Here is a 23,201-nt window from a genome sequence, read left to right on the forward strand (position 1 = left end):
GTGCTAGCGGCTGGTTGGCGTGGTGGTGGCTGCGGCGATGGTGGCTAGAACGGTGAGGGCGCCGAGGGCGAGGAACACGGCGGGGTAGCCGCCGAGCAGGGTGGCCAGTGCGGCGCCGGCGGCGGGTGCGGTGGCGGCGGCGAGGGTGGTGGGGGCGGAGAGCAGGCCGTTGAGGCGGCCGTAGTGGCGGGTGCCCCAGCGGTCGGAGATGGCGGTGGCTTGCAGGAGGGTGAACACGCCGCGGGCGGTGCCGGCGAGGATGGCGCCGGCGATCAGCAGGGCCGCGGGTCCGGGGATCAGGCCAAGTAGCAGGGTGGTGGCTGCGGCGGCGGCGAGGATGGCGATGGTGCGGGTGCGCACGCTGCTGTGGGCGACGAGGCGTTGGTAGCCGAGGCGTCCGGCGACTTGGCCGAGTCCGCCGAGGCCCAGTGCCCAGGCGGCGAGGGTGGGGGTCAGGCCGCGGGCGGTCAACAGCGGGACTTGGTTGACCACGACGGCATAGACGGTGAACGCGGCGAGAGTCAGGACGGCGGTCAGGGTCAGGAAGGGTCGGCTGCGGGCGATGCGGGTTGGTGAGGTGTCGGCCGGTGCGGGCTGGTGGGGTTCATGGCTGGGTGGGGTTGGCCAGGGCAGGCGTAGCCCGAACAGGTGGGCGGGGATGGTGATCGCGGCCAGGGCGGCGGCGAGGGTGAGGTAGACGCCGCGCCAGCTGAGGTGGTCGGCGAGGGCGGCGGTCAGCGGCGCGAACACGGTGGAGGCCAGACCGCCGATGAGGGTGAGGGCGGTGAGGGCCTTGACCCGGTCGGGCCCGTACCAGCGGGTCAGCGCGGCGAATGCGGGCGGGTAGAGGGTGCCGGCCATGGCGGCGCCCACGGCGATCCAGGCGGCGAGGAACCAGCCGAGGGTGGGGGCGTAGGCGACGGCGGCGAGGGCGGGTGCGGCGATCACCGAGGCGGTGGTCATGATCGCGCGGGGGCCGTGTCGGTCCAGCAGGCGGCCCAGCGGGATGCCCAGGGCGGCGGCGACCAGTTGGCTGATCGACAGGCCGGCGGTGAGTGCGGGTAGTGGCCAGCCGGTGTCGTGGTGGATGTGTGGGGCAAGGACGGGGAAGGCGTAGTAGAGCACTCCCCAGCTGGTGATTTCGGTGCCGCACAGCACGATCAGCACCTGCCGTAGCCGCCGTGCGGTGAGTGCCGTGGCCGTCGAGGTGGTGGGTTCGGGCTGCGTCACGGGCTCCTGCCTTCGGTGGGATCGGCGGCGCGAACCGCCCGGCCTCGCCCCGTGCCGGGGCGGGGCCGGTAACGCCGGCGGGTCAGGGGCGCAGGGTCGGTAGCGCGATCAGTTCGGGTTCGCTGGTCGTGCAGCAGCCGCCGGTGGCGGTGGGGTCGTCGAACACACCGGAGCCGCCGCAGACTCCGGTGTCGGGCAGGGTCAGCTCGACGCGGTGGGCGGCGTCGTGGTCGCCGGCGAGGGCGGCGACGATGCTGCGGACCTGTTCGTAGCCGGTGAGAGCGAGGAAGGTGGGTGCGCGGCCGTAGGACTTCATTCCGGCCAGGTAGAAGTCGGGTTCGGGGTGGGCCAGTTCGGCCACGCCGTGGGGGTAGACGGTGCCGCAGGAGTGCACGTTGGGATCGATCAGCGGTGCCAGCGCGGTCGGTGCCTGCAGGGTGGGGTCGACGCCGAGGCGGATCTCGGACAGCAGCCGGTGGTCGGGGCGGAAGCCGGTGACCGCGACGATCTGGTCGACCTGCTCGATGCGGCGCCCGTCGTCGGCGACCACGGCCCATCGGCGGTCGCCAGCCGGGTCGAGGCGGTCGGTACGGAAGCCGGTGACGGTGGTGATGTGCCCGGCCTGTACGGCGGCTTGCGCGCGTTGGCCGAGCGCGCCGCGGGCGGCCAGCTCATCGGCTGCGCCGCCGCCGAACACTGCGCCGGTCTGGCCGCGGCGCAGCAGCCAGCTGATCCGGGTGCCGGGGGCTGTGGCGGCCAGTTCGGCCAGGCCGACCAGGGCGGTCAGGGCGGAGTGGCCGCTGCCGGCGACCGCGGTGTGGCGGCCGGCGTAGCGGGCGGCGACGGCCGGGTCGGTCAGGTCGGGGATGCGGTAGCTGATCGCTTCGGCGGCGTCGGTTTCGCCGGCGGCGGGCAGCCCGTCGGCGCCCAGCGGGTTCGGACTCTGCCAGGTGCCGGAGGCGTCGATGACCGCCCGCGCGAGTATCCGACCTTCGCGGCCACCCGCCTCGCGGGTGTGCACGACGAACGGGGTGGTGTCGCGGCCGGCGTCGACGACACGGTCGCGGCCCTGCCGTGACACCCCGATCACGCGGGTGCCGAACCGCACCGTGTCGCCCAGCGTGTCGGCCAGCGGCTGCAGGTACGCGTTGGCCCAGTCGGCCCCGGTCGGGTAGGCGTCACCGGCTGGCGCCTGCCAGCCGGTGGGTTGCAGCGCGCGGGCGGCGGCCGGGTCGACCAGCTGGCTCCACGGCGAGAACAGCCGGACGTGCCCCCAGCGGTGCACCGCGGCCCCGGCGCGCTCGCCGGCCTCCAGTACCAGGGCGGGCAGTCCGCGTTCGGTCAGGTGTGCGGCGGCGGCCAGCCCGATCGGGCCGGCGCCGATGACAACCACAGGTGACTCGATCACGAAATCCTCCTACTGTTTCGATGTTCATCAATACAAAAGGGTGGCGTTTTCCTTGTAGTGCAAGGCAATGCGGTCAGGTGATGGTCGGGCTGCGGCGCTCCAGCAGCAGCGTGTCGCGCCAGCGGTCGTGGTGGCGGGCGATGCGTTCGCGCACCCCGATGGTGCGAAAGCCGCAGGCGGCGTGCAGGGCGAGGCTGGCGGTGTTGTCCGGGAAGATCGACACCGCACTCACCGCCACCCACCCGACCACCTCGCCGGCGGCGAGCGCGACATGGCGGTGCTCGGGCAGATGGGTGGCGTCGAACCGGTCCCAGTCGGGGGCGGTGGTTTCGAAGCTGGCCTGCCCGGTGTCCAGGCCGGCCTGGTAGATGGCGAGGACCGGTTCGGCGTCGGCACCGACCATCGGCCGTACCGTCACCGCGCGCGCGTCGGTCAGCATCGGGGTTGCTGTGGGTTGGGGGCGGGCCGGCCCATCACCACGTCCGCGGCGGTGGGGAAGCACTCGATGCACGCCTCGTTGACCCGGTAGTGCCGCGAGGTGCCGACTGCCTCGACCAGCACGAACCGCACCCGGGCGAGCACGGCGAGATGCTGCGAGACCGTCGACTGTGCCACGCCGACCTCGGCCACGACGGCCCCGACGCTCATCGGCTCCCGACGTCGAGCCAGCAACTCCAGGATCTGGATGCGGGTCGGGTCGGACAGCGCCTTGAACCATCTCGCGTACTGCTCGGCGCTCGCCCGATCCAACAACCCGCCCACGGTGTCACTCTCACCATTCATCGTTAATCGACGATAGACGATGAAGGGGTCGGTGGCCAGCGTGTTCATCGGCGTGTCCGGTCCGCGAGAATCCGCACGGTGGCGGTGACCAGGCGGGTGGCGGCCAGCAGGGTGTCCGGTTCGACCCGGTCGGGGGTTTCGGCAGGGGTCTGGTAGCCGGGCATGCCCATGCCGACCCCGGCCGCGGGTAGCCCGGCGGCGGCGTAGCGGCGGTTGTCGGAGGCCATCGGCCCCGCCCGCAGCGCCGTCCCCACCGTGCGGCCGGCCGTATCGAGGGCGTCGAGCAGCTCGTCGGCGGCCCCGCCGGCCTCGATGGTGGCGGCCCCGTCGAGGTGGGCGGCGCCGTCGACGTTGAGCACCACCGTGCCCGAGGTCAGACCGCCGGCACGGGTGAGCTGGGTGGCGTGGTGGGCCGAGCCGAGCGCGCCGGCCTCCTCGGCGTCCAGCAGCGCGACCGCGAGCCCCACGCCGGCCGGCAGGCTGCCGGCGAGATGGCGGGCGGCTTCGAGGACGACGGCGACGCCGGAGGCGTTGTCGGCGGCGGCCGGTAGCCGCTGCTGCGGGTCGTCGCCGACCCCGTCGTAGTGCGCGGTCAGCAGGATCGACCGGCCGCCGGGCGGCGCCTCGCGCAGCACACCGTGCACGTTGGTGCCGGTCGTGGCCACCACCCGAACCGGGATGCGCCCGGTCATCGGGGCCGGGTCGTCGCCCGCGGTGGCCAGCGTCGCGTGCAAGACGGTGTGCAGGCTGACCACCGGCAGCGGGAGCGGTGTGGGGCCGGTGATCATCTTCGGCATCCAGCCCGCCTCGTCGACCCCACGCGGCACCAGGATCCCGATCGCCTTCTCGGCGGCGGCCCGCGCCACCGACGCGGCATCCAGCACGGGCAGCAGAATCCACCGGCCACGCCAGTGGCCGGCCTGCGCCGTGACCACCGGGCCGGCCGCCCCGTCAGGGAGCCCGGCCGAGGCCCCGTGCTCGGCCCAGTCACGCCGATGGGCCAGGGCTCGGCCCTGGTAGATGAGGGTGGGGGTGTCGGTCAACTCCCGCACCCCGGCGACCGGGAACGCCTCGACTCGCGTGGCCGCTCCCGCCGCGCGCAGCTGAGCGGCCAGCCACTGGCCCGCGGCCCGGCCGCCGGACGTGCCGACCCGGCGGCCGGTGAACCGGTCGCCGGCCAGCGCCGCCACCGTGTCCACCAGCCGCCGGGTCGCGCCCGCCTGCCGCGTCGCGGCGGGTGTGCTCATCCGCAGCACCCGGCCCCGGACTCGACCACGTTCTGCGTGGCCACCGGTGCGGTGGCCGCCGGCGTGCAGCAGCTGCCCGATGTCTGACTCGGCGCGGTCCCGCAGCAGCCGCCCGCCGCATCGCTGGTCGCTGCCGGGGCCGGGCCGCCGCAACACCCGCCACCCGCCGGCGGCGCGTACGCCTGCGCCGGATCGCCAATGAACCCACCCTGCGTTGCCGTGTCTGTCATGACCGTCTCCTCTCGTTGCTGCCTGGTCGCTGTTGTCTGCTTGGTCCCGACGGGGGTTGCTCTCGCGCTGCCTGCGGCCGGTGGGCCACGGCGGACTGCCGGCTACGGCCGACCCCACCGCAGACCCAGCGCCTGGTCACGAATCCGGTCGAGCCGGACCGCGGACCGACACTGCCCCGAGCAGGCGTTCCCGCAGCGCTCGCAGTAGGTCACCGACCGGCGGCGACCGAACAGTCGCACCATCACGACTCCTTGAATAGACGCTTGTCGAACCAGAAGCTTGCCTCGTTCTTCGATAACTGTCAAGATAGAAGAATGTCGAAGCAACTCCCGGTGTTGACCACCGACGCCGCCGGCTGCTGCGCGCCGCTGGCGCAGATGCCGCTGCCGGCCGAGCACGCCGCCCGGTTGGCCAAGGCGTACAAGGCGTTGGGTGATCCGGTGCGCCTGCAGTTGCTGTCGCTGATCGCCTCGCACCCGGGTGGTGAGGCGTGCGTGTGTGACATCACCGCGCCGTTCGAGTTGACCGGTCCGACGATCTCCCACCACCTCAAGGTGCTGCGCGAGGCCGGGCTGATCGCCGGCGAGCGGCGCGGCACCTGGGTGTACTACCGGCCGGTGCGTGAGGCCATCACCGAGCTGTCCACCTTGCTGGTGGTGCCCCAGGCCACCGCCACCGTCTCCTGACCGTCTGCGGGAGCACCATCGGCAGGTCGGCGCATGCGGTGGCTATCGGCGTGCCGGGCGGTGGAGTTGGCGTACGACGTGCGCGGCGTCGCGGCCCACGCCGCGCAGGGTGGCTGAGCAGAAGCTGCGCTGCCATTCCAGCCCGACATAACCCAGCCCGGCATGGGTGCTCGACACGCCGCCGTGGTGGCGGGGCAGCCTGTGTTTGTCGAGGGCGCCGAGGGCGGCCAGGTAGCCCACGGCGGGCCGGTACCCGGTGGCCAACAGCACGGTGTCGACGTGCTCGCGCTGGCCGTCAGCGAAGGTGAGGCTGCTCCCCGCGGCGCGCACGAACATCGGCCGCCGATCCGGGTTCCCGGCAGCGATCGCGGCGGCGTAGCTGCCGGTGTCGAATACCGGGGTCCCGGCGCCGCCGGTCAACAGCCGCCGCGCCCACCCGGCGGTGTCCAACCGGGTGGCCGTGAGCCAGAAGTGCATGTCGCGGCCGGCGACGCGCTGCGGCAGGAACCGGATCGGGTGCCGCGAGGCGATCGTCACCCGCGCGCCTTCGGCCAGCTCGATGGCGATCTGGATCGCGGAGTTGCCGGCACCGACCACCACCACCCGCTGCCCGGCAAACGGGCCCGGACCGCGGTAGTCCGCGGCGTGCAGCACCCGTCCGCCGAAGCCCTCCAGCGCGGGGATGCGCGGCCGGTACGGAGTGCCGAACCCGCCGCTGGCGGCGATCACCCGCCCCGCCGAGACCTCCAGCCCGCCGGCGGTACGCACCACGAACCCGCCAGCGGTCTGGGCGACCTGCTCGACCTGCTGGCCGTAGCGGATGTCGAGCTCCAGACGTTTCGCGTAGTCGCGCAGATAGTCGACCACCTCGTCGCGGCGCGGGTACCGATCCGGATCACCCGGGAACCCCACACCCGGCAGCGCGCTGAACCGCGCCGGGGAGAACAGGGTGAGGCTGTCGTAGAAGTGCGGCCAGGACCCGACCGGCTCGCTGCCCGCCTCCAACAGGACCGGTTCGCCGCCCGCGGCGCGCACCGCCCCCGCCGCCGCCAGACCCGCCTGGCCGGCACCCACGATCACCACCGACTGCCTCGTGTCGCTCTGCATGCCGCCATCATATCGTCATATCGTGAAATGACAAATTGTCGATATGAGGTTAGCGTGGGCCCGCGGGGAGGTGGCGGGATGGCAGACGAGCGGGCAGCAGATCAGACCGAGCAGGTAGCAGATCAGACCGAGCAGGCCTGTTGTGAACAGGGGCAACCGCAGCTGTCGGAGATGACCCACGACTTCCTCAAGGCGCTGGCCAGCCCGACCCGGCAGCAGATCATGCTGCTGTTCGCCCGCGGCGCCGAACTGTCGGTCGGAGAAGTCGCCGAGCGGGCCGGGATCGGCCAGTCGACCGCCTCCCAACAGCTCGCACTGCTGCGCCGCGGCGGCATCGTCACCGCCCGCCGCGACGGCAAGATCGTGCTCTACCGCGCCGACAAGACCCGCGCCGGGCAGGCCCTCGCCGACCTGCAGGCGTACCTCCGGTTCTGCTGCTGACGCCGCAGACCGCGGCTCAGGCGGCCAGGGCGGCGGTGAGCTGCGCGACGCAGGCCTTCGCGGTGCGGGCGGCGCCGATGATGGTGGCCGACGCGGTGCCGGTCCAGTCGCCGTAGCCGAGCAGGTGCAGCCGCGGCTCGTCGACCGAGCGGGTGCCGACCGTCGCCGGAACCCCCTGCACCGTGGACAGGCCGAGCGGGTCGAGGTGCCCCAGGTCGGGCCGAAACCCGGTACACCAGATGATCGTGTCGAAGCGGCCGAGGGTGTCGTCCGGCCACACGACGCCCTCGGGAACGAGCCTGGTGAACATCGGCCGCGCCACCAGGACCCCGCGCTCGCGGGCCGCCCGAACGCTGGGCACCATCACGATCTCGCCCAGCGCCGCGGCTCCGCGGTCGTCACCCCGGCCGGCGGCCACCGCGGCCTGCCGGCGACTGGCCACATCGAACAGCACCCGGCCGTCGACCTCGTCGGGCAACAACCGCGGTGGCCGCAGCGTGGCCCAACTGGTCTTCGCCACGGTGGAGACCTCGGCGAGGATCTGCGCCGCCGAGTTTCCGCCACCCACCACCAGCACCCGCTGCCCGGCGAACGGTTCCGGCCGCCGGTACGACACCGTGTGCAACTGCCGGCCGCCGAACCGGCCCGGATAGCGCGGCCAATAGGGGCGCCGCCAGGTCCCGGTCGCCGAGACCACCGCACCGGCCCGCCACCGCACCGGCCCGCCACCGCGCCGACCGGGACCGCACCTCCAGCCCGCCGGCGACGCGGCCGAACGCGGTGACCTCGACCGGCCGCACGATCGGCAGCGCGTAGCGCCGCTCGTAGTCGGCCAGATAGCCGCGAACGTGCGCGGCGGTGGGGAACGGCTCACCCGGCTGCGGCGGCATCCACCACCCGGGCAGCGGACTGTACCGGGCCGGGGAGAACAGCCGCAGCGACTCCCAGCCATGCCGCCACGCCCCACCCGCGCCGATCTGCGCGTCGAGGATCACGAACGACACCCCGGCCCGCCGCAGGAAGTACCCGGCCGCGAGCCCGGCCTGGCCGCCGCCGACCACCACGACATCGACCGCGCCACCCCGATCCAGGGCGGCGTCGGCTTCGGTCACCGGCCCCGACCCGCGGTCGGCTTCCCGTCGATCCACGGACAGGCCACCTCTCGTCCACCGGTTCGTCGTTTGACACGGCCGCACCGGCCGAGCTTAGATCAATCCATGTTGATATCAACCGAGCCTGATGTGATTCGGCTGCTGGCCGATCCCATCCGGGCCCGGATCGTGGACCTGCTGGCCGACGGCGCCCTGTGCACCTGCCACCTGGTCGACGACCTCGGCGCGAAACAGCCGCTGGTCTCCCACCACCTGCGCGCCCTGCGGGAAGCCGGCCTGGTCGAACGCGAACCACACGGCAAGTTCACCTACTACCGGCTGCGACCCGACATGCTGCGCGCGACGGCGACACGGCTCACCGACCTGGCCGACCGCGCCGCAGGCAACGCGGACGTCCGGCGGGAATGCTGATGGGCGCCACCGACACCGCCACACCCGCCGACCAGGCGGTCGTGGGCCGGCTGTCGCGCCTGGATCGGTTCCTGCCGCTCTGGATCCTGCTCGCGATGGCCGCCGGGCTCGGCCTGGGCCGGCTGATCCCCGGCCTCAACACCGCCCTCAACGCCGTACGGGTCGGCGACGTGTCCCTCCCGATCGCCGCCGGGCTGCTGATCATGATGTACCCGGTACTGGCCAAGGTCCGCTACGACCGGCTCGACACCGTCACCCGCGACCGCCGCCTGCTGATCCCCTCGCTGCTGCTCAACTGGATCGTCGGGCCGGCCGTGATGTTCGCGCTGGCCTGGCTTCTGCTGCCTGATCTGCCTGCCTACCGGACCGGGCTGATCATCGTCGGGCTGGCCCGCTGCATCGCCATGGTGATCATCTGGAACGACCTCGCCTGCGGCGACCGGGAAGCCGCCGCCGTCCTGGTCGCCCTCAACTCCGTGTTCCAGGTCATCGCGTTCGGACTGCTCGGCTGGTTCTACCTGACCGTCCTGCCCGGCTGGCTCGGCCTGCCCGCCACCGACCTGCACTTCTCTGTCTGGTCCATCGCCCGCTCCGTGCTGATCTTCCTCGGCATCCCGCTGATCGCCGGATACCTGACTCGCCGACTCGGTGAACGCGGCAAGGGACGCGACTGGTACGAGGGCCGGTTGCTGCCCAAGCTCGGACCGTTCGCGCTCTACGGGCTGCTGTTCACCATCGTCATCCTGTTCGCGCTGCAAGGCGACGCGATCACCCGCAGCCCCATCGACGTGGCCCGCATCGCGCTGCCGCTACTCAGCTACTTCGCCATCATGTGGGCCGGCTCGTTCGCCCTCGGCCGCGCTGTCGGCCTGCCGTACCAGCGGACCGCGACGCTGGCGTTCACCGCCGCCGGCAACAACTTCGAACTCGCCATCGCCGTGGCCATCGCGACCTTCGGCGTCACCTCCGGCCAAGCCCTCGCCGGTGTGGTCGGGCCGTTGATCGAAGTACCCGCCCTGGTCGCGCTGGTCTACGTGTCGCTGTGGCTACGCCGCCGACTCAACCCCGCCACCGCAACGCTCGCACCCTCGGGGAACTCGTCATGACCGACCAGCCCCACCACTGCGCCGACGCCGAAGACTGCCGACTGCTCGACACCGATGCCACGCCTGCGCCGCCGACCGTCTCGCCGGGATCTTCGGCCCGGAGACGATCCACCACTACCTGCAACGGTCCTACGCGATGCTGGACGCCGCTGCCCGCGTCCACCGCCACACCCCGGTCCTGGGCGTCCACTTCGCCACCGACCGGCTCGCCGCACTCGTGAATCCCATGGAGCCGTCGTGACCACCACGCCGGAAGTACTGTTCGTCTGCGTCCACAACGCCGGACGCTCCCAGATGGCCGCCGCCCTGCTGCACCATCACGCCGCCGGACGCGTCACCGTACGCTCCGCCGGCTCCGCACCCGCCGACACCATCAACCCCGCGGTCATCGAAGCCATGAACGAAATCGGGCTCGACCTCACCCAGGAATTCCCGAAACCCCTGACCACCGAAGCAGTCCACGCCGCCGACATCGTCATCACCATGGGCTGCGGCGACGCCTGCCCCGTCTTCCCCGGCAAGCGCTACCTCGACTGGAGCCTTCCCGACCCCGCCGGCAAAACCCTCGACCAGGTACGCCCCATCCGCGACCAGATCGACCACCGCGTCCAAGCCCTGCTGGCCGAACTGACCACCACCGGCAGGCACTAACTCTGCTCAAACACTTCGCCTGCGCCGCACCGTGATCAGCAGCATCGTCCTGCGCAACGCACGCCGTGCGGGCAGCCGTCGGCAGGCCGAGATCCGGGTCGTGGCCGGTTCCTGCCCACAAGATCAACTTCAAGCAGACCCTAGAGCCAGCCGCGTTTGGCGGCCTGTACCCCTGCGGCGAAGCGCGTGGTCACGCCGAGCCGGTCGAGGATCGCGGCGACGTTGCGCCGTACCGTGCGGATCGACACGTGCGTTCGGGCGGCGATCTCCTCGTCCTTGAGACTGGCCGCCAACAGCGTGAGCACATGCCGCTGGTACGGGGTCAGCCCGCCGGCGTGACTCGGTGCGCCGGGACGCGACGTGGCGCGGTCCCACAGGTTGCCGAACAGTTCGACGAGCGCCCCGACCACCGTCGAGGAGCGGAACAGGACGACACCGGCCGAGCCGCTCTCGTCCAGTGGTACCAGCGCGGTGCTGCGGTCGGCGATGAGCAGCTTCATCGGCAGGGTCGCGGCGAGCCGTACCTCACCTCCCGCCTGCCGGGTCCCGTCGAGGATCCAGGACAGTTCCGGGGTGTCGAAGTCGGCGGTGAATACCGTCTTCCACACCGCTGGCGGGCTCGCCACCACCGGCGACAGCCGCGGTTGGCAGCTGGATCCGGCTGCCGCGGTGGAGTCCAGCGACAGCAACTCGTGCCGGGCGCCACGCTGAACGCTGTCGACCAGGTCGATGACGGCCGCGGCGTTGGTGACCACCTCGACCTGCGGCCGGACGGCATGTCCGTCGATGCTCAGGGCGCTGCGCTGGAGCGTGATCAGGTCGTGAACGGTGTGCGCGGTGTGCTCCTGCCACGAGGAGATCCGCGTTGCCAGCTTGCCGAGCACCTCCTGCACGGCGGCTGCCGGCGCGACCGGGCGCAGCAGCGGTGGGTCGCCGTCCTGGACCCGCGCGAAGCCGGCGCGTACCAGTTCGAGGGCGTCGTGGTCGAGCGAGTCGATGGCGTCCGATGCCAGCGAGTGGTACTCCCCGGCGAGTAGCCGCTGGTAGAGATCGCCCGCCTGGCGGGAAAGCACCGAGTCCAGCATTCCTGCATCGTAAGGCCGCAGCCGTGGCCGGAACCTGCCACTGACCGGTTCTCTCCTTGAACGGGCTCGGCGAAGCCCGGACGCTGATTGATGGGCACTCGCGCGCTCCGTTCCGCGGCCCTGACCCCACCAGACAGGAGTACCTGCGTGGAACCGACGCCAGCCCCGCCCCGCGCCGCGGCCAACCATCTCGGCCGGGCAATCGTGGGCATCGTGCTGTTCTGGCCGCTCGGCATCCCCGCCGTGGCCAACGCCATCAAGGTCGACCCGTTGTCGGCATCCGGTGACCATGCGGGAGCAGCACGGGCTGCGGAGGCGGCGCGTGTCTGGTCACTCCGGGCCACCATCGTCGGCGTCGTCTGGTTGGCGCTGTCGGGGGTCTGCGTGCCGCTGGTCGCCTCGGCGATCGTCGACCCGGTGGACACCGCCGCGTGGGTCCGAGCGCATCTCTGAGGGCACGGCCCGGGCGGAGGACACGAGGCGGGAGCTGCCCGGTCGGGCGAGCGAAACACAGCTGCCGTGCGGGAAGCGCCAGTCGCAGCCGACCGTACGCGACCGCGGGATCGCCGGCGCCGACCGTGCCGCGCGACGCCATCAGGGACGGCGGATTTGCCCGGCCCGTCCGGCCTGGATGAGTCGCGCGAGTTCGACGTGTCGAAGGCTCCGGATCCGGCGCGTCAGCTGAGTTGTTTGAGCAGGGCATCGGTGAGCCGGCGCGCTACGCCGGCCGACAGCGGACCATCGTCGATGAGAAGTCGGTACCACAGCATGGCGAAGACCTGGTCCACGGCGAGGTCGACCGAGGTGTGGGCGGGCAGCTCACCGCGCTCGACACCGCGGCGAAGGATCGCGCTCAGCGCCTGGCGCCGATCCCGGCCGAAGGCGCGCAGGGTGCTGCGGCTCTGCCGGTCGTTCTGGGCTTGTGCCGCCAGGGCGCGCAGGAGCGGGGCGACCTCGTCGGATCCAGCGCCGAGGAAGGTGGCTGTGATGTACCTCCGCAGGTCCTTGTGCACGCTGCCCGTATCGGGTTGGGGCACGCGGGAGGCGCTCAGGTCGCTCAGCGCTTCGGCCAGGATGGCGTACTTCGACGGCCACCAACGGTAGATCGTTTGCTTTCCGACACCGGCGGAGGCGGCGATGGCACTGACGGTCACGTCTGTAGCCGCACGCTCGGTGAACAGGCGGAGGGTGGCACTCATGATGGCGCACCGGGCCTCTTCGCTGCGGCGTCGTCCCGTGTGAGGGCGTCGTTCGGCCATGTGACGAGCCTATCAGTTGTCGAGACTCAGAGTCTCGATAAGATTGCCGAGACTCGAAGTCTCGTCAAATGGAGAGCCACATGAGTTTCGAAGGGCAGCGCATCCTGGTGATGGGCGGCAGCTCAGGCATCGGCGCCGCTACGGCCCGGCGGTTCGCGCATCGGCATGCCACGGTGACGGTCACCGGGCGCGATCCGGAGAGGTTGCACGCGATCGAGTCCAGTACCGGTGCGCGAGCCGTCGCCGTGGATGCGACCGACAAGGCAGCTCTGGCCGGCTTCTTCGGCGAGGACACCACGTACGATCACCTCGTCCTGGCGCTCAGCGAAGCGGCCGGCGCCGGACCGATCTCCACCATGGACCTTGACGAGATCGCGGCCGGCTTCGCGGGGAAGTTCTGGCCACAGCTGCGTACGCTGCAAGCGGCCTTGCCAAGGCTGGCTGCCTCGGGGTCGGTCACCTTCATCACCGCGGTCAGCGCTCGGATCGCGATGCCGGGCACTGCGGGTCTTGCGGCGATCAACGGCGCGCTGGAGTCGATGATCCCGCCGCTGGCGGCCGAGCTGGCACCGTTGCGGATCAACGCGGTCTCGCCTGGAGTCATCGACACCCCCTGGTGGTCCTCGATGCCCGAGGACGCTCGGGCCGAGATGTTCCAGCGGTACGGGCGGGCCCTGCCTGCGGGCCGGGTCGGTACGGCCGACGAGGTTGCGCAGGCGGTGGAGTTCCTGGCCGGCAACGGCTACATGACCGGCTCGGTGATCGAGTGTGCGGGCGGGGCGCAGCTGGCGTCGCTCTGACGAACGCCCCATGTACCGCGATCCCGGTGGTGTGATGGTGGTGTGGAGCTTCAACAGATGCGCGCGTTCGTGACGGTCGTCGAAGAGGACGGTTCGTCGGCTCGCCCGTCACACCGGGAGCGGCCACCACTGCGACGGGCAGGACCTGGTGCTGCGGACGACGTCCTGGGAGGCGGAGTACGGGCCGCGCGGCGTGCGGGTCAACGCGGTGAGCCCAGGCCCGACCCGTACCGAGGGGACGGCCGTCATGGGCGACGGCCTGGACCAGCTCGCCGCCGCCGCACCGGCGGTCCGGCCGGCCTCCGCCGAGGAGATCGCCGAGGCGACCGCGTTCCTCGCCCCGGAGCGGTCCAGCACCTGGCATCCCAGGGCTGGGCCGATCAGGCTGGATGGTGTCCGGCACGGGGCTCGTCCGGAGCGAGGGGCAACTGGTAGGAGACCTCGGTGACCGGAGCCCCGTCGATGTTCTCGACGCGGATGCCCTCGGGCACGGGCGTCCAACCCAGCTTCCGGTAGAACCGCTGCGCACCATGGTTGTCGGCGAGCACCCAGAGCACGGCACGATCGCATCCCCAGGATCCCAGCACCTCCAGAGCGCGGTGGATCAGCAGCCGACCGATGCCCTGCCCCTGCGCCTGCGGGTGTACGTGGATGGCGAATATCTCGCCCCGAACGCCCGCCGCCTGGAGGAAGGCAAATCCTTGCGGGGTGCTCTCGGCGTCCGCCACGAGCAGCGTGTTCGGTCGTGGCGCCTGCGGCAGGTACTCCCGCCACCAGGCCGCCACCGAGGCCGGTGTCATGACGTCCAACACCTCGTCCGGGAGTATCCCTCGATACGTCGCCCGCCGAGTCGCGAGGTGAACGCTCGCGATCCCGGTGATGTCCTGGGGGACACCGGTCCGAATTCGCATGGACGCCATCTTGATCACCCCCGGCCGTATCCCGCAAGGCGGTGGTCCGGCGATGTCCTGAACCAGGCGAGCAGATGGTGCGTCGGGCGCGGCGCCTACCGGCTGAGGGTGCATCACGCGCGCTGACCGGTCGTCGGCCTGGTCGGCCCGTCGACCGCGTAACGCAACACCATGGTCTCGCCCTCCCTTCGAGAGGACAGCGTCCGCAGCCTGATCGGGGCGCCATCGCGGCGTTCGAAGAAGCGAACCCCCGCGCCGAGCAGGAACGGCGCGATGTGAACGATGATCTCGTCCACGAGCCCGGCCTCGATGCACTGCCGAGCCACGTTGGCGCCGAGGATGACTACATCCAAGCCACCCGCCGCATCCTTGGCACGCGCCACCGCCTCCTCGATCCCCGTGTCGAGGAACTGCCCCGTCACCCCCTTCACGACGGGAGGCTGTGCCGGCGGATCGTGACGCAGCACGAAGAACGGCCCGCGAAAGCTGCCTCCGTAGAAACCCGGCTGGTCGCGGTCCTCGACATCCTGAGTACGTCGGCCAACCAGCAGCGCTCCCGTCGATCGAACGACCTCGTCCGCGGTCTGGCCGGACCCGCCATCGACGTCGAAGACCCACCCCATGTCGTCGCCCGGACCGGCGATGAAGCCATCCAGGCTCAACGCGTGTGCCAGAGCAGCTTTCCCATCGTCACTCACCTTCCTGGCGGTACGCACGACCCTGTTGATCGGATCTTCCCCTGAACTCGTCCCGCCGTGCGTCGGCTGGCCCCTCAGGCAGGTCGCCACGCGCGCTTCGGTGTCCCTGATCTACGACCAGCGTCAGATCGCTGGCGAGTCTCTTCCGCTGGGTCTCCCGCAAGCGCCGCGCTCGCGAGATGCGCTCTGAGCGCTGCTGCTGGAGCTGACAAGGCGACGGTGGGGTGCGTGACGAGAAGGAGCTGGCGTGCAGCCCAGTCGTCACTGAGGGGCACGGTCGCGAGGTGATGAACATGCTGCCAACGTCGGACGGCCGCAATGGGCAGGACACCGACGCCGACACCGGCGGCGACCGTTTGGCAGACGGTTTCGACACTTGGCAGCCGGAGCCGGTAGTGGGGCCGCTGCCCCAGCGGCTGCGCATGGCCTTCGAGGTGTTCTTGGAGCGCGCTTCCCTCGCTGAGACCAATGAATGGCTGGTCAAGGCACTCCTCGAAGCGAATCCGTCTGCGGCGGGCGAAGCGGTGCTTCGGTGGTGTGACGAGTGCGAGCCGGTCGTCGCGAAGGGCAACGTGGCGGAGCTGGCCGACACTGACCGAACTGGCCACGATTCCGATCTCGGCGCGTCCTTCGGCCACGGCCTGCACGATGAGGTGGCTGGGGCGCTCCTCCAGATCGACGTCGATGGCCGGGTGGGCGACGAGGAACGTGACCAACTCTTCGGGCAGGGTCGTTGTGGCTGCTGCGGTGTTGGCCAGAAGACGGATGGTTGCAACCAACCCGGCGGCGTACTCGGTGAGGTCCCCGCGCATCCGGTCGATCTGGTGCAGCACGGAGTGGGCATGGCGCAGGAGCAGCAGGCCTGCCGGGGTGACCGTCACGCCGCGGCGACCGCGGGTCAACAGCGGCGTCCCGATCGCCCTTTCCATCTGCCGGATACGGGCGCTGGCGGACGGCAGTGCGAGGTGCACCTCGCGGCTGCCGTGAGTGATGCTGCCCGCCTCGACGACCTGGGCGAACAGCTCCAGGTCGAGGAGATCGAAGCCGAGCGTGCGGGCGGCTGGCCCAGTGGTCTCCATGGCTCCTGCCTTCGTCCCAGGCGAAGTCTAACTCGATCTATTCCGCATTGTGGGCCGATCGGAGCCGGGCGACGCTGGACGCATGTCCCGTAGCGCTGTCCCGGTCGTCTTTCGTTCACGACCACCTGGCGACCGGGGGACGGTGGCGCTGGTGGCCATCTGCCTCGGGTTTTTCGTCGTCCTTCTCGACGCCACGATCGTGAGTGTGTCGCTGCCGGCCATCGGCTCCTCGCTGAACGCATCGCTGTCCGGTCAGCAATGGATTCTGAATGCCTACACGCTCACGTTCGCGGCTTTCATGATCAATGCTGGCGCGCTGGGTGATCGGTGGGGGGCACGTCGGCTCTACCTCGCTGGACTGGCGGTCTTCACCGCGGCGACCGTCGTCTGCGCATTCGCCTCGACGGTGCCGACCATGATCGCCGCGCGTGCCGTGCAGGGGATCGGCGCAGCGGCACTCGTTCCCTGCTCGCTGGCCCTGATCGCGCACCGCTTTCCGGAGGGTCGGGCTCGCGCCCGCGCGTTGGGGGCGTGGGGCGCCATCTCCGGCGTCGGCCTGGCCGCGGGCCCGGCGATTGGCGGAATCCTCGTGGATTCGGTTGGTTGGCACGCAGTCTTTCTCGTCGCGGTGCCCGTAGGGGCGGCGTCCGGACTCATGGTCCTGGCCACGGTGAGCGAAGCTGCGAAACGGCCGCGGTCAAGGACCGACCCGTACGGGCAGATCCTGGCGGTGGCCGCCCTGGCGGCGATCACGATCGCGTTCACCACGACTTCGGCGCACGGCTGGGTCAGTTGGCAGCTTCTGACGTTCGGGCTGCCAGGCCTCGGACTGGCCGTAGGCTTCGTGATCGTCGAACGAGTCACCGACGAGGCGATGCTCCCGTTGCGCATGTTCAGGAGCGGGCGATTTTCGACCGCCACCGTCATCGGCACGCTGTTCAACTTCGGCCTGTACGGCACGCTGTTCTGCCTCGCGTTGTTCCTGGAGCGCACCCAGCACCGATCCGCGGCGGAGGCCGGTCTTGCCATCCTCTCACTCGCTGTCGTGGTGGTGGCCTGCACGATGCTCTCCGGACATCTGAATGCTCGCTTTGGCGCACGACTCCCGATGCTCATCGGGCTCTTGGCGGGCGCCGTTGGCGCGGCGCTCTTCGCAACGACCGACGCCCGCACTCCCTTCGGCTCGGTAGCCGTCTTCGCCGCGATCTTCGGGCTGATCGGCACGGCGATGCCGGCCATGACTGCGGTTGTCCTGGATGCGTCTCCACCCGGCCGAGCGGCACTGGGCTCGGCGGTGCTCAACACGGCACGACAGATCGGTGGTCTACTCGGCGTCGCGATCCTGGGCAGCGTTCTTGCGCCCCGTGGTGGGCTCCCGAGCCTCCACCTCCCCATGTCGATCGTGGCGGGCGGCTATCTGGCCGCTGGCGTGCTCGCAACGCGCGTTTCGAGCGGTGCGGCGAAGAGCACATCAGGAACAGCTGACCTCGAGCCGTCCGGTACGCGGTCGGCCACGCCAATGTGTGGCAGCAGGTTTCGGTGAGAACCCGTACCCGGGCTCTCGATCCGCCCGCGAGCATGGGCCGCTCGTCGGGGTTGAGCCCGAGCCTGGATCCACCACGTAGGTTGTTTCGAAGTGGAAAGGCATGCTCATGCTGATCTCGACGGCTGCGGCCGTTGCCATGACCCTGACCGCCCTCGCGATGGTGGTCACTCCTGGCCCCAACATGATGTACCTGGCGTCGCGCAGTATCAGTCAGGGGCGAATCGCCGGACTCACCTCGTTGGCCGGCACCGGTGTCGGGTTCGTGATCTACCTGGTCATGGCCAATGTCGGCCTCGCGGCGGTGTTCGTCGCGGTCCCTTTCCTGTTCATCGGGTTCAAGGCCGCCGGTGCGCTCTACTTGGCGTACCTGGCGTGGCGGGCACTCAAACCTGGTGGCCGAGGCATGTTCGAGACACGGCAACAAGGGTCTGTTTCGGAGCCCCGCGTGCTGGCTGCGGCGGCCCGGTTTGCCCGCTCGCGGCGTTGCCGGTCAGCCCGTGTGCAGGCCCGGCACACGAACTGCCCTTCGCCTTGCGAGCAGGCAACCGGGACTCGCCTCGGCCGGCCGGGGGCCCCGAAACAGACCCTGGCGCGGGATCCCGCCCGAAAGCTGTTCCGGATGGGGCTGATCACCAACCTGCTGAACCCCAAGGCCGCGATCATGTACCTCGCGTTGATCCCGCAGTTCATCGACCCACGTCTCGGCCATACCGCAGTGCAGGGAGTCACCCTCGGCAGTGTGCAGATCGGGGTGAGCCTGACGGTGAACGCCTTGATCGTCATCGCGGCCGGCGCGATCGCGGGATTCATCGAACGTCGGCCAACGTGGGCCGTGTGGCAGCGCCGGATCACCGGAACCGTGCTGGGGGCGGTCGCCGTTCTGCTCGCGCGCGAGATACCCGAGAAAGCGCATGTCTAGGGAGTCAGCGGGTGGCGTTGTCGGGCAGCAGGGTCTCGATGAGGTCGGCGGCGCGCGTGGTACCGCCCTCGGCGCGAGCGGCGGTCCGCAGCTGCCGGGATCGGCGGGCCCGGGCCGGGTCGGCGACCGGGTCGGTCAGCGCCGTGCGCAGGGTCTCGGCGGTGGCGTCCGCGGTGCCCATCCGGCGGGCGACGCCCAGTTCCACCAGCCGGTCGGGGTACCTGAACTGCTCGGCGCCCTGCGGTACGGCGATCATCGGTACGCCGGCGAGAAGCCCCTCGCCGCAGCCGCCCGTGCCGGCGTGGGTGACGAAGGCGTCCGCCTGGGCCAGGATCGACCGCTGCGGGCCCCCAGGGGTGCACCTCGCGTCGTCGACGGGGCAGTACGTGGCTGACGATGGGAACGCCGACCACCGCGATGTGGGCGCGGCGGGGCATGGTGATGACTCGTTTCCGGTGCGGTGCGGGCAATGCGGAGTCAGGGGTGCTCGATCTGGGCGGCGGCCGCCTCCAGATCGGCGACCGTGCCCGACATGATCGTGCGGAGATGGGTGGTGATCGACTCGACTGGCCAGTCCCACCAGGCGATGGCGAGCAGCCGGGCGATGTCGGCGTCGTCGTAGCGGGTACGGATCAGTCGGGCAGGGTTGCCGCCGACGATGCCGTAGTCGGGCACGTCGCTGGTGACCACGGCGCCTGCGGCGACGATGGCGCCGTGCCCGATGCGTACGCCGGGCAGGATCGTGGCGCCGTGGCCGAACCACACGTCGTTGCCGACGACGGTGTCGCCGCGGCCGGGCAGGTTGGTGATCAGGTCGAAGTGCTCCGCCCAGGAGCCACCCATGGTGGGGAACGGGAAGGTGGACGGGCCGTCCATCCGGTGATTGGCGCCGTTCATGACGAACCGGGTTCCGGTCGCCAGCGCGCAGTACTTGCCGATGACCAAGCGCTCCGGCCCGTAGTGGTAGAGCACGTTGCGGGTCTCGAACGCGGTCGGGTCGTCCGGGTCGTCGTAGTAGGAGAAGTCGCCGACCTCGATCAGCGGCGAGGTCACCAGCGGCTTGAGCAGGACCACACGCGGATGCTCCGGCATCGGGTGCAGCACGGTGGGGTCGGCGGGCACGGGCCGCATCACGGAGGCGGATCCTCTCGACTTGACTAGAGCGACAACTGTCGCGTTAAGATGCTCGCACACCCAGCCGCCCGAACCAACCGGATACCCACTGCCGATGGCCGACCTGCCCGCAACCGACCGCCGCCCCGGCGGGCGCACTGCCCGCGTCCGCGCCCGGGTGCTCGACGCCGTCCGTGCCGAGCTCGCCCGCGGCGGCCACGACGCGCTGACCGTGGAGGGCGTCGCGACCCGGGCCGGCGTGCATCGCGCCACGGTCTACCGGCGCTGGCGCGATGTCGGCGGCCTGATCGTCGATGTGATCGACGCCGCCGGCGAGATCGACTGGCAGCCGCCGGACACCGGATCGCTGCTCGGCGATCTGACCGAGCTCAACCGACAAATCCAGCAGTCCCTGGTCGAACGACCGTCGCTGGCGCTCGCACTGATGGCCGCCTCGTTCCACTCCGAGCAGGCCGCGCGCGCCCAGACACGGCTGTGGGCCGACCGGTACGCCCAGTCCGAGGTCCTGGTCGCCCGCGCCACCGGGCGCGGCGAGTTGCCCGCGGGTACCGACGCGCGGGCACTGCTGATCGCCGCCACGGCGCCGGTCTACCACGAGCTTGTCCTGCTGCGTACGGGGCCGGACCCGGCCGTCCCGGCCCGCGCCGCGCAGGCTGCGGTGCTCGCGGCCGCCGCAGGCGCCTTCGCCCACCCGGAACTGCCCGCGTGATCGCGAAATCCGGGCCGAACCACGGGTCGGGTTCTGCTCACCGGAAAGGCCTCGAACTGTCCCACCGGCGGCAGATCCGCCGCTCCACCAAGGAGTACCGATGACAAGCAGGTTCACCGAGTTGAACGTCGACTGCCACGACCCGGAGCGGCTGGCGGCCTTCTGGTGCGAGGTGCTGGGCTTCACCGTGCTCGACCGCAACGAGCGCATGGTCGAGATCGGCTCCTGGGAGCCGACCATCGAGGACATCCGGGCCCGCCAGATGCCACCCACCATGGTGTTCACCCGAGTACCCGAGGACAAGTCGGTGAAGAACCGGCTGCACCTCGACGTCAGCCCGATCGACGCCAGTACCGACAGCGAGGTCACCAGGTTGCTCGCGCTCGGCGCTGCCACCACCGATGTGGGCCAGGGACCCGACCGGAACTGGGTGGTCATGGCGGACCCCGAAGGCAACGAGTTCTGCGTCGTGCGCACCCTTGCCCCATCGGACTGACCGGTTCGGAGAGCGGAAAGGCCCGCCGGCGGGTGCCATTCGGCACTGGGGTTCGGCGGTCGGTGTGCGGGAACCTGGGGCGGTTCCACCGTCCCCGTCCGTAGCCCCCGGGTCGTGGGGAGGCATCCGGTGAAAACCACGATGCGGATTCTGGCCAGCCTGGCGGTCGTTGCGGTCGCCGAGACGGCGGCACTGACGGTGGGATCGGCTCCGCAGCGGGCGCTGGCGGCGAGTCCGGCGCCCGGATCGTTCACCGGACAAGGCTTCGACGCCTGTTCCGCCCCGTCCTCGACGGCGATGCAGGCGTGGGCCGCGTCGCCGTACCGCGCGGTCGGCGTCTACGTCGGTGGGATCAACCGGGCGTGCAGCCAGCCGAACCTGACCGCGGGATGGGTGGCCGAGCAGCAGGCGGCGGGCTGGCATCTGGTCCCGATCTACATGGGGTTGCAGGCGCCCTGCACGACGTCGAACAAGAAGTACCTGATCGATCCGGCGACCGCCGCGGCACAGGGCCGGGCAGCCGGTGACGACGCGGTCGCCGCGGCGACCGCATTGGGGCTGCCGCGGGGCAGCACGCTGTACGACGACATGGAGGCGTACCGCACTGGCGACAGCGCGTGCCGTACCGCGGTGCTGAACTTCGTCAGTGGCTTCGACACCCGGGTGCACGATCGCGGTTACCTCGCCGGGCTGTACGGCAGCATGGCGTCCACCGTCGCCGACCAGGTCGCCGCGTACTCGTCGACGAGCCTGGTTCGCCCGGATCATCTCGACTTCGCGCGGTGGGACGGCGTGGCTACCGTCTCCGACTCGGCGATCCCGTCGTCGTACTGGTCGCCGCACCGCCGGATCAAGCAGTACCGGGGTGGACATGATGAGACCTGGGGTGGCGTGACCATCAACATCGACAACGACTACCTCGACGTGGCGCCCCTCCCGGCCACCAAGGTCGGCGACTTCACCGGCAACGGCTGGTCGGACCTGCTCGGCCGCAACGGCTCGAACTCGACCCTGTACCTGTATCCCGGAAACGGAACCAACCTGGAAAGCCGCACGAGCCTCGGTGCCGGCTGGGGGCCGATGAACTCGATCAACCGGCTGGGCGATTTCACCGGCGACGGCCGGGAGGACGTGATCGCCCGGGACACGAACACCGGTTACCTGTGGCTGTATCCCGGTACCGGCACCGGCCTGGGTGCCCGGGTTCGGCTCGGCACCGGATGGAACGCGATGCGCGAGATCGCCGCGGTCGGCGACCTGACCGGCGATGGGCGGCCGGATCTCGCCGCGGTCCAGACCTCCTCCGGCTACCTCTACCTGTACCCCGGCCGCGGTACCAGCCTCGGCGCCCGCACGAGCCTCGGCGCCGGCTGGAACGCGATGAGTGAACTGACCGGTGTCGGCGACTTCAACCGGGACGGCCGGCCCGACCTGATCGCCCGCCTGTCGTCGAGCGGCGATCTGTACCTGTACCCGGGACGCAGCAGCGGTTTCGCGGCGCGGGCGCGGATCGGTACCGGCGGCTGGAACTCGATGCGCAGCCTGGACGGTATCGGTGACTTCAACCGGGACGGCTATCCGGACATGATGGCCATCCACTCCTCTTCCGGGTACCTGTACCTGTATCCGGGGCGTGGCACCGGTTTCGCGTCTCGGATACGACTCGGTACCGGCTGGGGGAGTCTCGGCCCGCTGTCCTGAGCGGGGCCGTCGGCCGATCTGGCCGGAGCGGATGACCCTCCCGAAACCGTGCGGCACAGGCGATCACGGACCAGCGCGGGTGGACGATGCGGCGGGACGGCAACTCGTGGTCGGCGGCTTCCTCGAACGCCCAGCCGATCGCGGGATCGCTGGCCGATCCGTCCACCCCCACCACGACCGGGCCGCCCGGCTGCCGGCGGCGCCACAACGGCCCAACCGGGCCGATCTTCCCGGCACAACTGGGCCCACTGGCCGTACGCGGCAGGGCCGGTCATCTCTACGGCACCAGCCTCGTCGCGGCGAGGATCGACGGTGTGGCAGGTCGCGGCCCCGGACCGGGACTGCGGCCGGATCCGGACTTCGCGCAGTTGCCATCAGGGGGCGACATGGAGACGCGGCACGGGAGCAATCGTGCGTGGGCATCGCTCGATCGGGCCCTGTACCGCCTCTG

28 protein-coding genes and 1 pseudogene are annotated in these 23,201 nt (G+C 70.9%); 14 read left to right on the plus strand and 15 right to left on the minus strand.

The annotated features are described in order from the left end of the window. Positions 1-3 precede the first annotated feature (3 nt). From Asera_RS07050 to Asera_RS07070, 5 genes are all read right to left on the minus strand, one after another. Positions 4-1,230 (minus strand): MFS transporter, encoded by a 1,227-nt coding sequence (locus Asera_RS07050; protein WP_051802561.1) that lies wholly within the window; start codon positions 1,228-1,230, stop codon positions 4-6. Between the two features lie 82 nt (positions 1,231-1,312). Continuing rightward, the gene (locus Asera_RS07055; RefSeq protein WP_030447604.1) at positions 1,313-2,638 is read right to left on the minus strand and encodes an NAD(P)-binding domain-containing protein; all 1,326 of its coding nucleotides are present in this window, start codon (positions 2,636-2,638) and stop codon (positions 1,313-1,315) included. A gap of 73 nt (positions 2,639-2,711) precedes the next feature. Further along, positions 2,712-3,077 carry a GNAT family N-acetyltransferase gene (locus Asera_RS07060; protein WP_030447605.1) on the minus strand — a complete coding sequence of 122 codons (366 nt, stop codon included), beginning with the start codon at positions 3,075-3,077 and terminating at the stop codon, positions 2,712-2,714. Next, positions 3,071-3,421 carry an ArsR/SmtB family transcription factor gene (locus Asera_RS07065; RefSeq protein ID WP_030447606.1) on the minus strand — a complete coding sequence of 117 codons (351 nt, stop codon included), beginning with the start codon at positions 3,419-3,421 and terminating at the stop codon, positions 3,071-3,073. The genes Asera_RS07060 and Asera_RS07065 overlap by 7 nt, the downstream gene beginning before the upstream one ends. Before the next feature lie 44 nt (positions 3,422-3,465). After that, positions 3,466-4,668 (minus strand): M28 family metallopeptidase, encoded by a 1,203-nt coding sequence (locus tag Asera_RS07070; protein ID WP_051802599.1) that lies wholly within the window; start codon positions 4,666-4,668, stop codon positions 3,466-3,468. Between the two features lie 545 nt (positions 4,669-5,213). Between Asera_RS07070 and Asera_RS07075 the strand changes: the two genes are divergently transcribed. Further along, positions 5,214-5,585 carry an ArsR/SmtB family transcription factor gene (locus Asera_RS07075; RefSeq protein WP_030447608.1) on the plus strand — a complete coding sequence of 124 codons (372 nt, stop codon included), beginning with the start codon at positions 5,214-5,216 and terminating at the stop codon, positions 5,583-5,585. A 42-nt stretch (positions 5,586-5,627) separates the two neighbouring features. Here the strand turns inward: Asera_RS07075 and Asera_RS07080 are convergent, their stop codons facing one another. Then, a complete protein-coding gene (locus tag Asera_RS07080; RefSeq protein WP_030447609.1) occupies positions 5,628-6,692 on the minus strand; it encodes a flavin-containing monooxygenase in 1,065 nt (354 codons plus the stop codon). A gap of 78 nt (positions 6,693-6,770) precedes the next feature. Here Asera_RS07080 and Asera_RS07085 point away from each other — a divergent pair, with 78 nt between their 5' ends. Beyond that, positions 6,771-7,133, plus strand: a complete 363-nt coding sequence (locus Asera_RS07085) for an ArsR/SmtB family transcription factor (RefSeq protein ID WP_211255657.1) — start codon at positions 6,771-6,773, stop codon at positions 7,131-7,133. A gap of 16 nt (positions 7,134-7,149) precedes the next feature. Here the strand turns inward: Asera_RS07085 and Asera_RS07090 are convergent, their stop codons facing one another. After that, complete coding sequence (locus Asera_RS07090; RefSeq protein WP_244843770.1) at positions 7,150-7,851, minus strand: NAD(P)-binding domain-containing protein; 702 nt, start codon at positions 7,849-7,851, stop codon at positions 7,150-7,152. 286 nt (positions 7,852-8,137) lie between these two features. Next, a pseudogene (locus Asera_RS33865) lies at positions 8,138-8,329 on the minus strand (hypothetical protein); the annotation flags it as partial. A 21-nt stretch (positions 8,330-8,350) separates the two neighbouring features. Between Asera_RS33865 and Asera_RS07095 the strand changes: the two are divergent. From Asera_RS07095 to Asera_RS07105, 4 genes are read left to right on the plus strand one after another with little or no spacing between them, the layout of a single operon-like run. Beyond that, positions 8,351-8,656, plus strand: coding sequence for an ArsR/SmtB family transcription factor (locus Asera_RS07095; RefSeq protein WP_030447611.1), 306 nt, complete (start codon positions 8,351-8,353; stop codon positions 8,654-8,656). Further along, on the plus strand, positions 8,656-9,762 hold the full coding sequence (gene arsB / locus Asera_RS07100; protein ID WP_030447612.1) for an ACR3 family arsenite efflux transporter: 1,107 nt from the start codon (positions 8,656-8,658) through the stop codon (positions 9,760-9,762). The genes Asera_RS07095 and arsB overlap by 1 nt, the downstream gene beginning before the upstream one ends. Before the next feature lie 34 nt (positions 9,763-9,796). Then, the gene (locus Asera_RS33870) at positions 9,797-10,003 is read left to right on the plus strand and encodes a hypothetical protein (protein WP_425305970.1); all 207 of its coding nucleotides are present in this window, start codon (positions 9,797-9,799) and stop codon (positions 10,001-10,003) included. Continuing rightward, entirely contained in the window at positions 10,000-10,413 is a 414-nt protein-coding gene (locus Asera_RS07105; RefSeq protein ID WP_030447613.1) for an arsenate reductase ArsC, read from the plus strand. Before Asera_RS33870 ends, Asera_RS07105 begins: the two co-directional genes overlap by 4 nt. 140 nt (positions 10,414-10,553) lie before the next feature. Here the strand turns inward: Asera_RS07105 and Asera_RS07110 are convergent, their stop codons facing one another. Next, positions 10,554-11,498 carry a helix-turn-helix transcriptional regulator gene (locus tag Asera_RS07110; RefSeq protein ID WP_051802562.1) on the minus strand — a complete coding sequence of 315 codons (945 nt, stop codon included), beginning with the start codon at positions 11,496-11,498 and terminating at the stop codon, positions 10,554-10,556. Positions 11,499-11,645: 147 nt separating this feature from the next. Between Asera_RS07110 and Asera_RS07115 the strand changes: the two genes are divergently transcribed. Next, entirely contained in the window at positions 11,646-11,951 is a 306-nt protein-coding gene (locus Asera_RS07115; protein WP_244843771.1) for a CD225/dispanin family protein, read from the plus strand. 224 nt (positions 11,952-12,175) lie between these two features. Here Asera_RS07115 and Asera_RS07120 read toward each other — a convergent pair whose 3' ends face one another. Then, on the minus strand, positions 12,176-12,697 hold the full coding sequence (locus tag Asera_RS07120) for a TetR/AcrR family transcriptional regulator (protein WP_212804522.1): 522 nt from the start codon (positions 12,695-12,697) through the stop codon (positions 12,176-12,178). 140 nt (positions 12,698-12,837) lie between these two features. Between Asera_RS07120 and Asera_RS07125 the strand changes: the two genes are divergently transcribed. Next, positions 12,838-13,557 (plus strand): SDR family oxidoreductase, encoded by a 720-nt coding sequence (locus Asera_RS07125; protein WP_030447617.1) that lies wholly within the window; start codon positions 12,838-12,840, stop codon positions 13,555-13,557. A gap of 148 nt (positions 13,558-13,705) precedes the next feature. Further along, positions 13,706-14,005 (plus strand): SDR family oxidoreductase, encoded by a 300-nt coding sequence (locus Asera_RS07130; protein WP_280529709.1) that lies wholly within the window; start codon positions 13,706-13,708, stop codon positions 14,003-14,005. Here Asera_RS07130 and Asera_RS07135 read toward each other — a convergent pair. From Asera_RS07135 to Asera_RS07145, 3 genes are all read right to left on the minus strand, one after another. Further along, positions 13,938-14,468 (minus strand): GNAT family N-acetyltransferase, encoded by a 531-nt coding sequence (locus Asera_RS07135; RefSeq protein ID WP_169745871.1) that lies wholly within the window; start codon positions 14,466-14,468, stop codon positions 13,938-13,940. The genes Asera_RS07130 and Asera_RS07135 overlap by 68 nt on opposite strands. A 113-nt stretch (positions 14,469-14,581) precedes the next feature. Then, complete coding sequence (locus Asera_RS07140) at positions 14,582-15,166, minus strand: dihydrofolate reductase family protein (protein WP_030447620.1); 585 nt, start codon at positions 15,164-15,166, stop codon at positions 14,582-14,584. A 74-nt stretch (positions 15,167-15,240) separates the two neighbouring features. Continuing rightward, positions 15,241-16,245, minus strand: a complete 1,005-nt coding sequence (locus tag Asera_RS07145; protein WP_084132080.1) for a LysR family transcriptional regulator — start codon at positions 16,243-16,245, stop codon at positions 15,241-15,243. Positions 16,246-16,387: 142 nt separating this feature from the next. Between Asera_RS07145 and Asera_RS07150 the strand changes: the two genes are divergently transcribed. Together Asera_RS07150 and Asera_RS07155 are read left to right on the plus strand one after the other, a co-directional pair. After that, on the plus strand, positions 16,388-17,788 hold the full coding sequence (locus Asera_RS07150; RefSeq protein WP_051802564.1) for an MFS transporter: 1,401 nt from the start codon (positions 16,388-16,390) through the stop codon (positions 17,786-17,788). Between the two features lie 103 nt (positions 17,789-17,891). Then, positions 17,892-18,710 carry a LysE family translocator gene (locus Asera_RS07155; RefSeq protein ID WP_084132084.1) on the plus strand — a complete coding sequence of 273 codons (819 nt, stop codon included), beginning with the start codon at positions 17,892-17,894 and terminating at the stop codon, positions 18,708-18,710. A 4-nt stretch (positions 18,711-18,714) separates the two neighbouring features. Here the strand turns inward: Asera_RS07155 and Asera_RS07160 are convergent, their stop codons facing one another. Further along, positions 18,715-19,290, minus strand: coding sequence for a nucleotide disphospho-sugar-binding domain-containing protein (locus Asera_RS07160; protein ID WP_244843773.1), 576 nt, complete (start codon positions 19,288-19,290; stop codon positions 18,715-18,717). After that, a complete protein-coding gene (locus tag Asera_RS07165; protein ID WP_030447624.1) occupies positions 19,188-19,841 on the minus strand; it encodes a CatB-related O-acetyltransferase in 654 nt (217 codons plus the stop codon). Before Asera_RS07165 ends, Asera_RS07160 begins: the two co-directional genes overlap by 103 nt. Positions 19,842-20,001: 160 nt before the next feature. Between Asera_RS07165 and Asera_RS07170 the strand changes: the two genes are divergently transcribed. The 3 genes from Asera_RS07170 to Asera_RS07180 all read left to right on the plus strand — a co-directional run bounded on the left by Asera_RS07170 (position 20,002) and on the right by Asera_RS07180 (position 22,750). Beyond that, entirely contained in the window at positions 20,002-20,553 is a 552-nt protein-coding gene (locus tag Asera_RS07170; RefSeq protein WP_211255668.1) for a TetR/AcrR family transcriptional regulator, read from the plus strand. 100 nt (positions 20,554-20,653) lie between these two features. After that, entirely contained in the window at positions 20,654-21,049 is a 396-nt protein-coding gene (locus Asera_RS07175; protein ID WP_030447626.1) for a VOC family protein, read from the plus strand. A 129-nt stretch (positions 21,050-21,178) separates the two neighbouring features. Further along, positions 21,179-22,750, plus strand: coding sequence for a glycoside hydrolase domain-containing protein (locus Asera_RS07180; protein WP_169745872.1), 1,572 nt, complete (start codon positions 21,179-21,181; stop codon positions 22,748-22,750). Positions 22,751-23,201 lie beyond the last annotated feature (451 nt).

It is taken from the genome of Actinocatenispora sera (genome assembly GCF_018324685.1).
Lineage (GTDB): Bacteria > Actinomycetota > Actinomycetes > Mycobacteriales > Micromonosporaceae > Actinocatenispora > Actinocatenispora sera.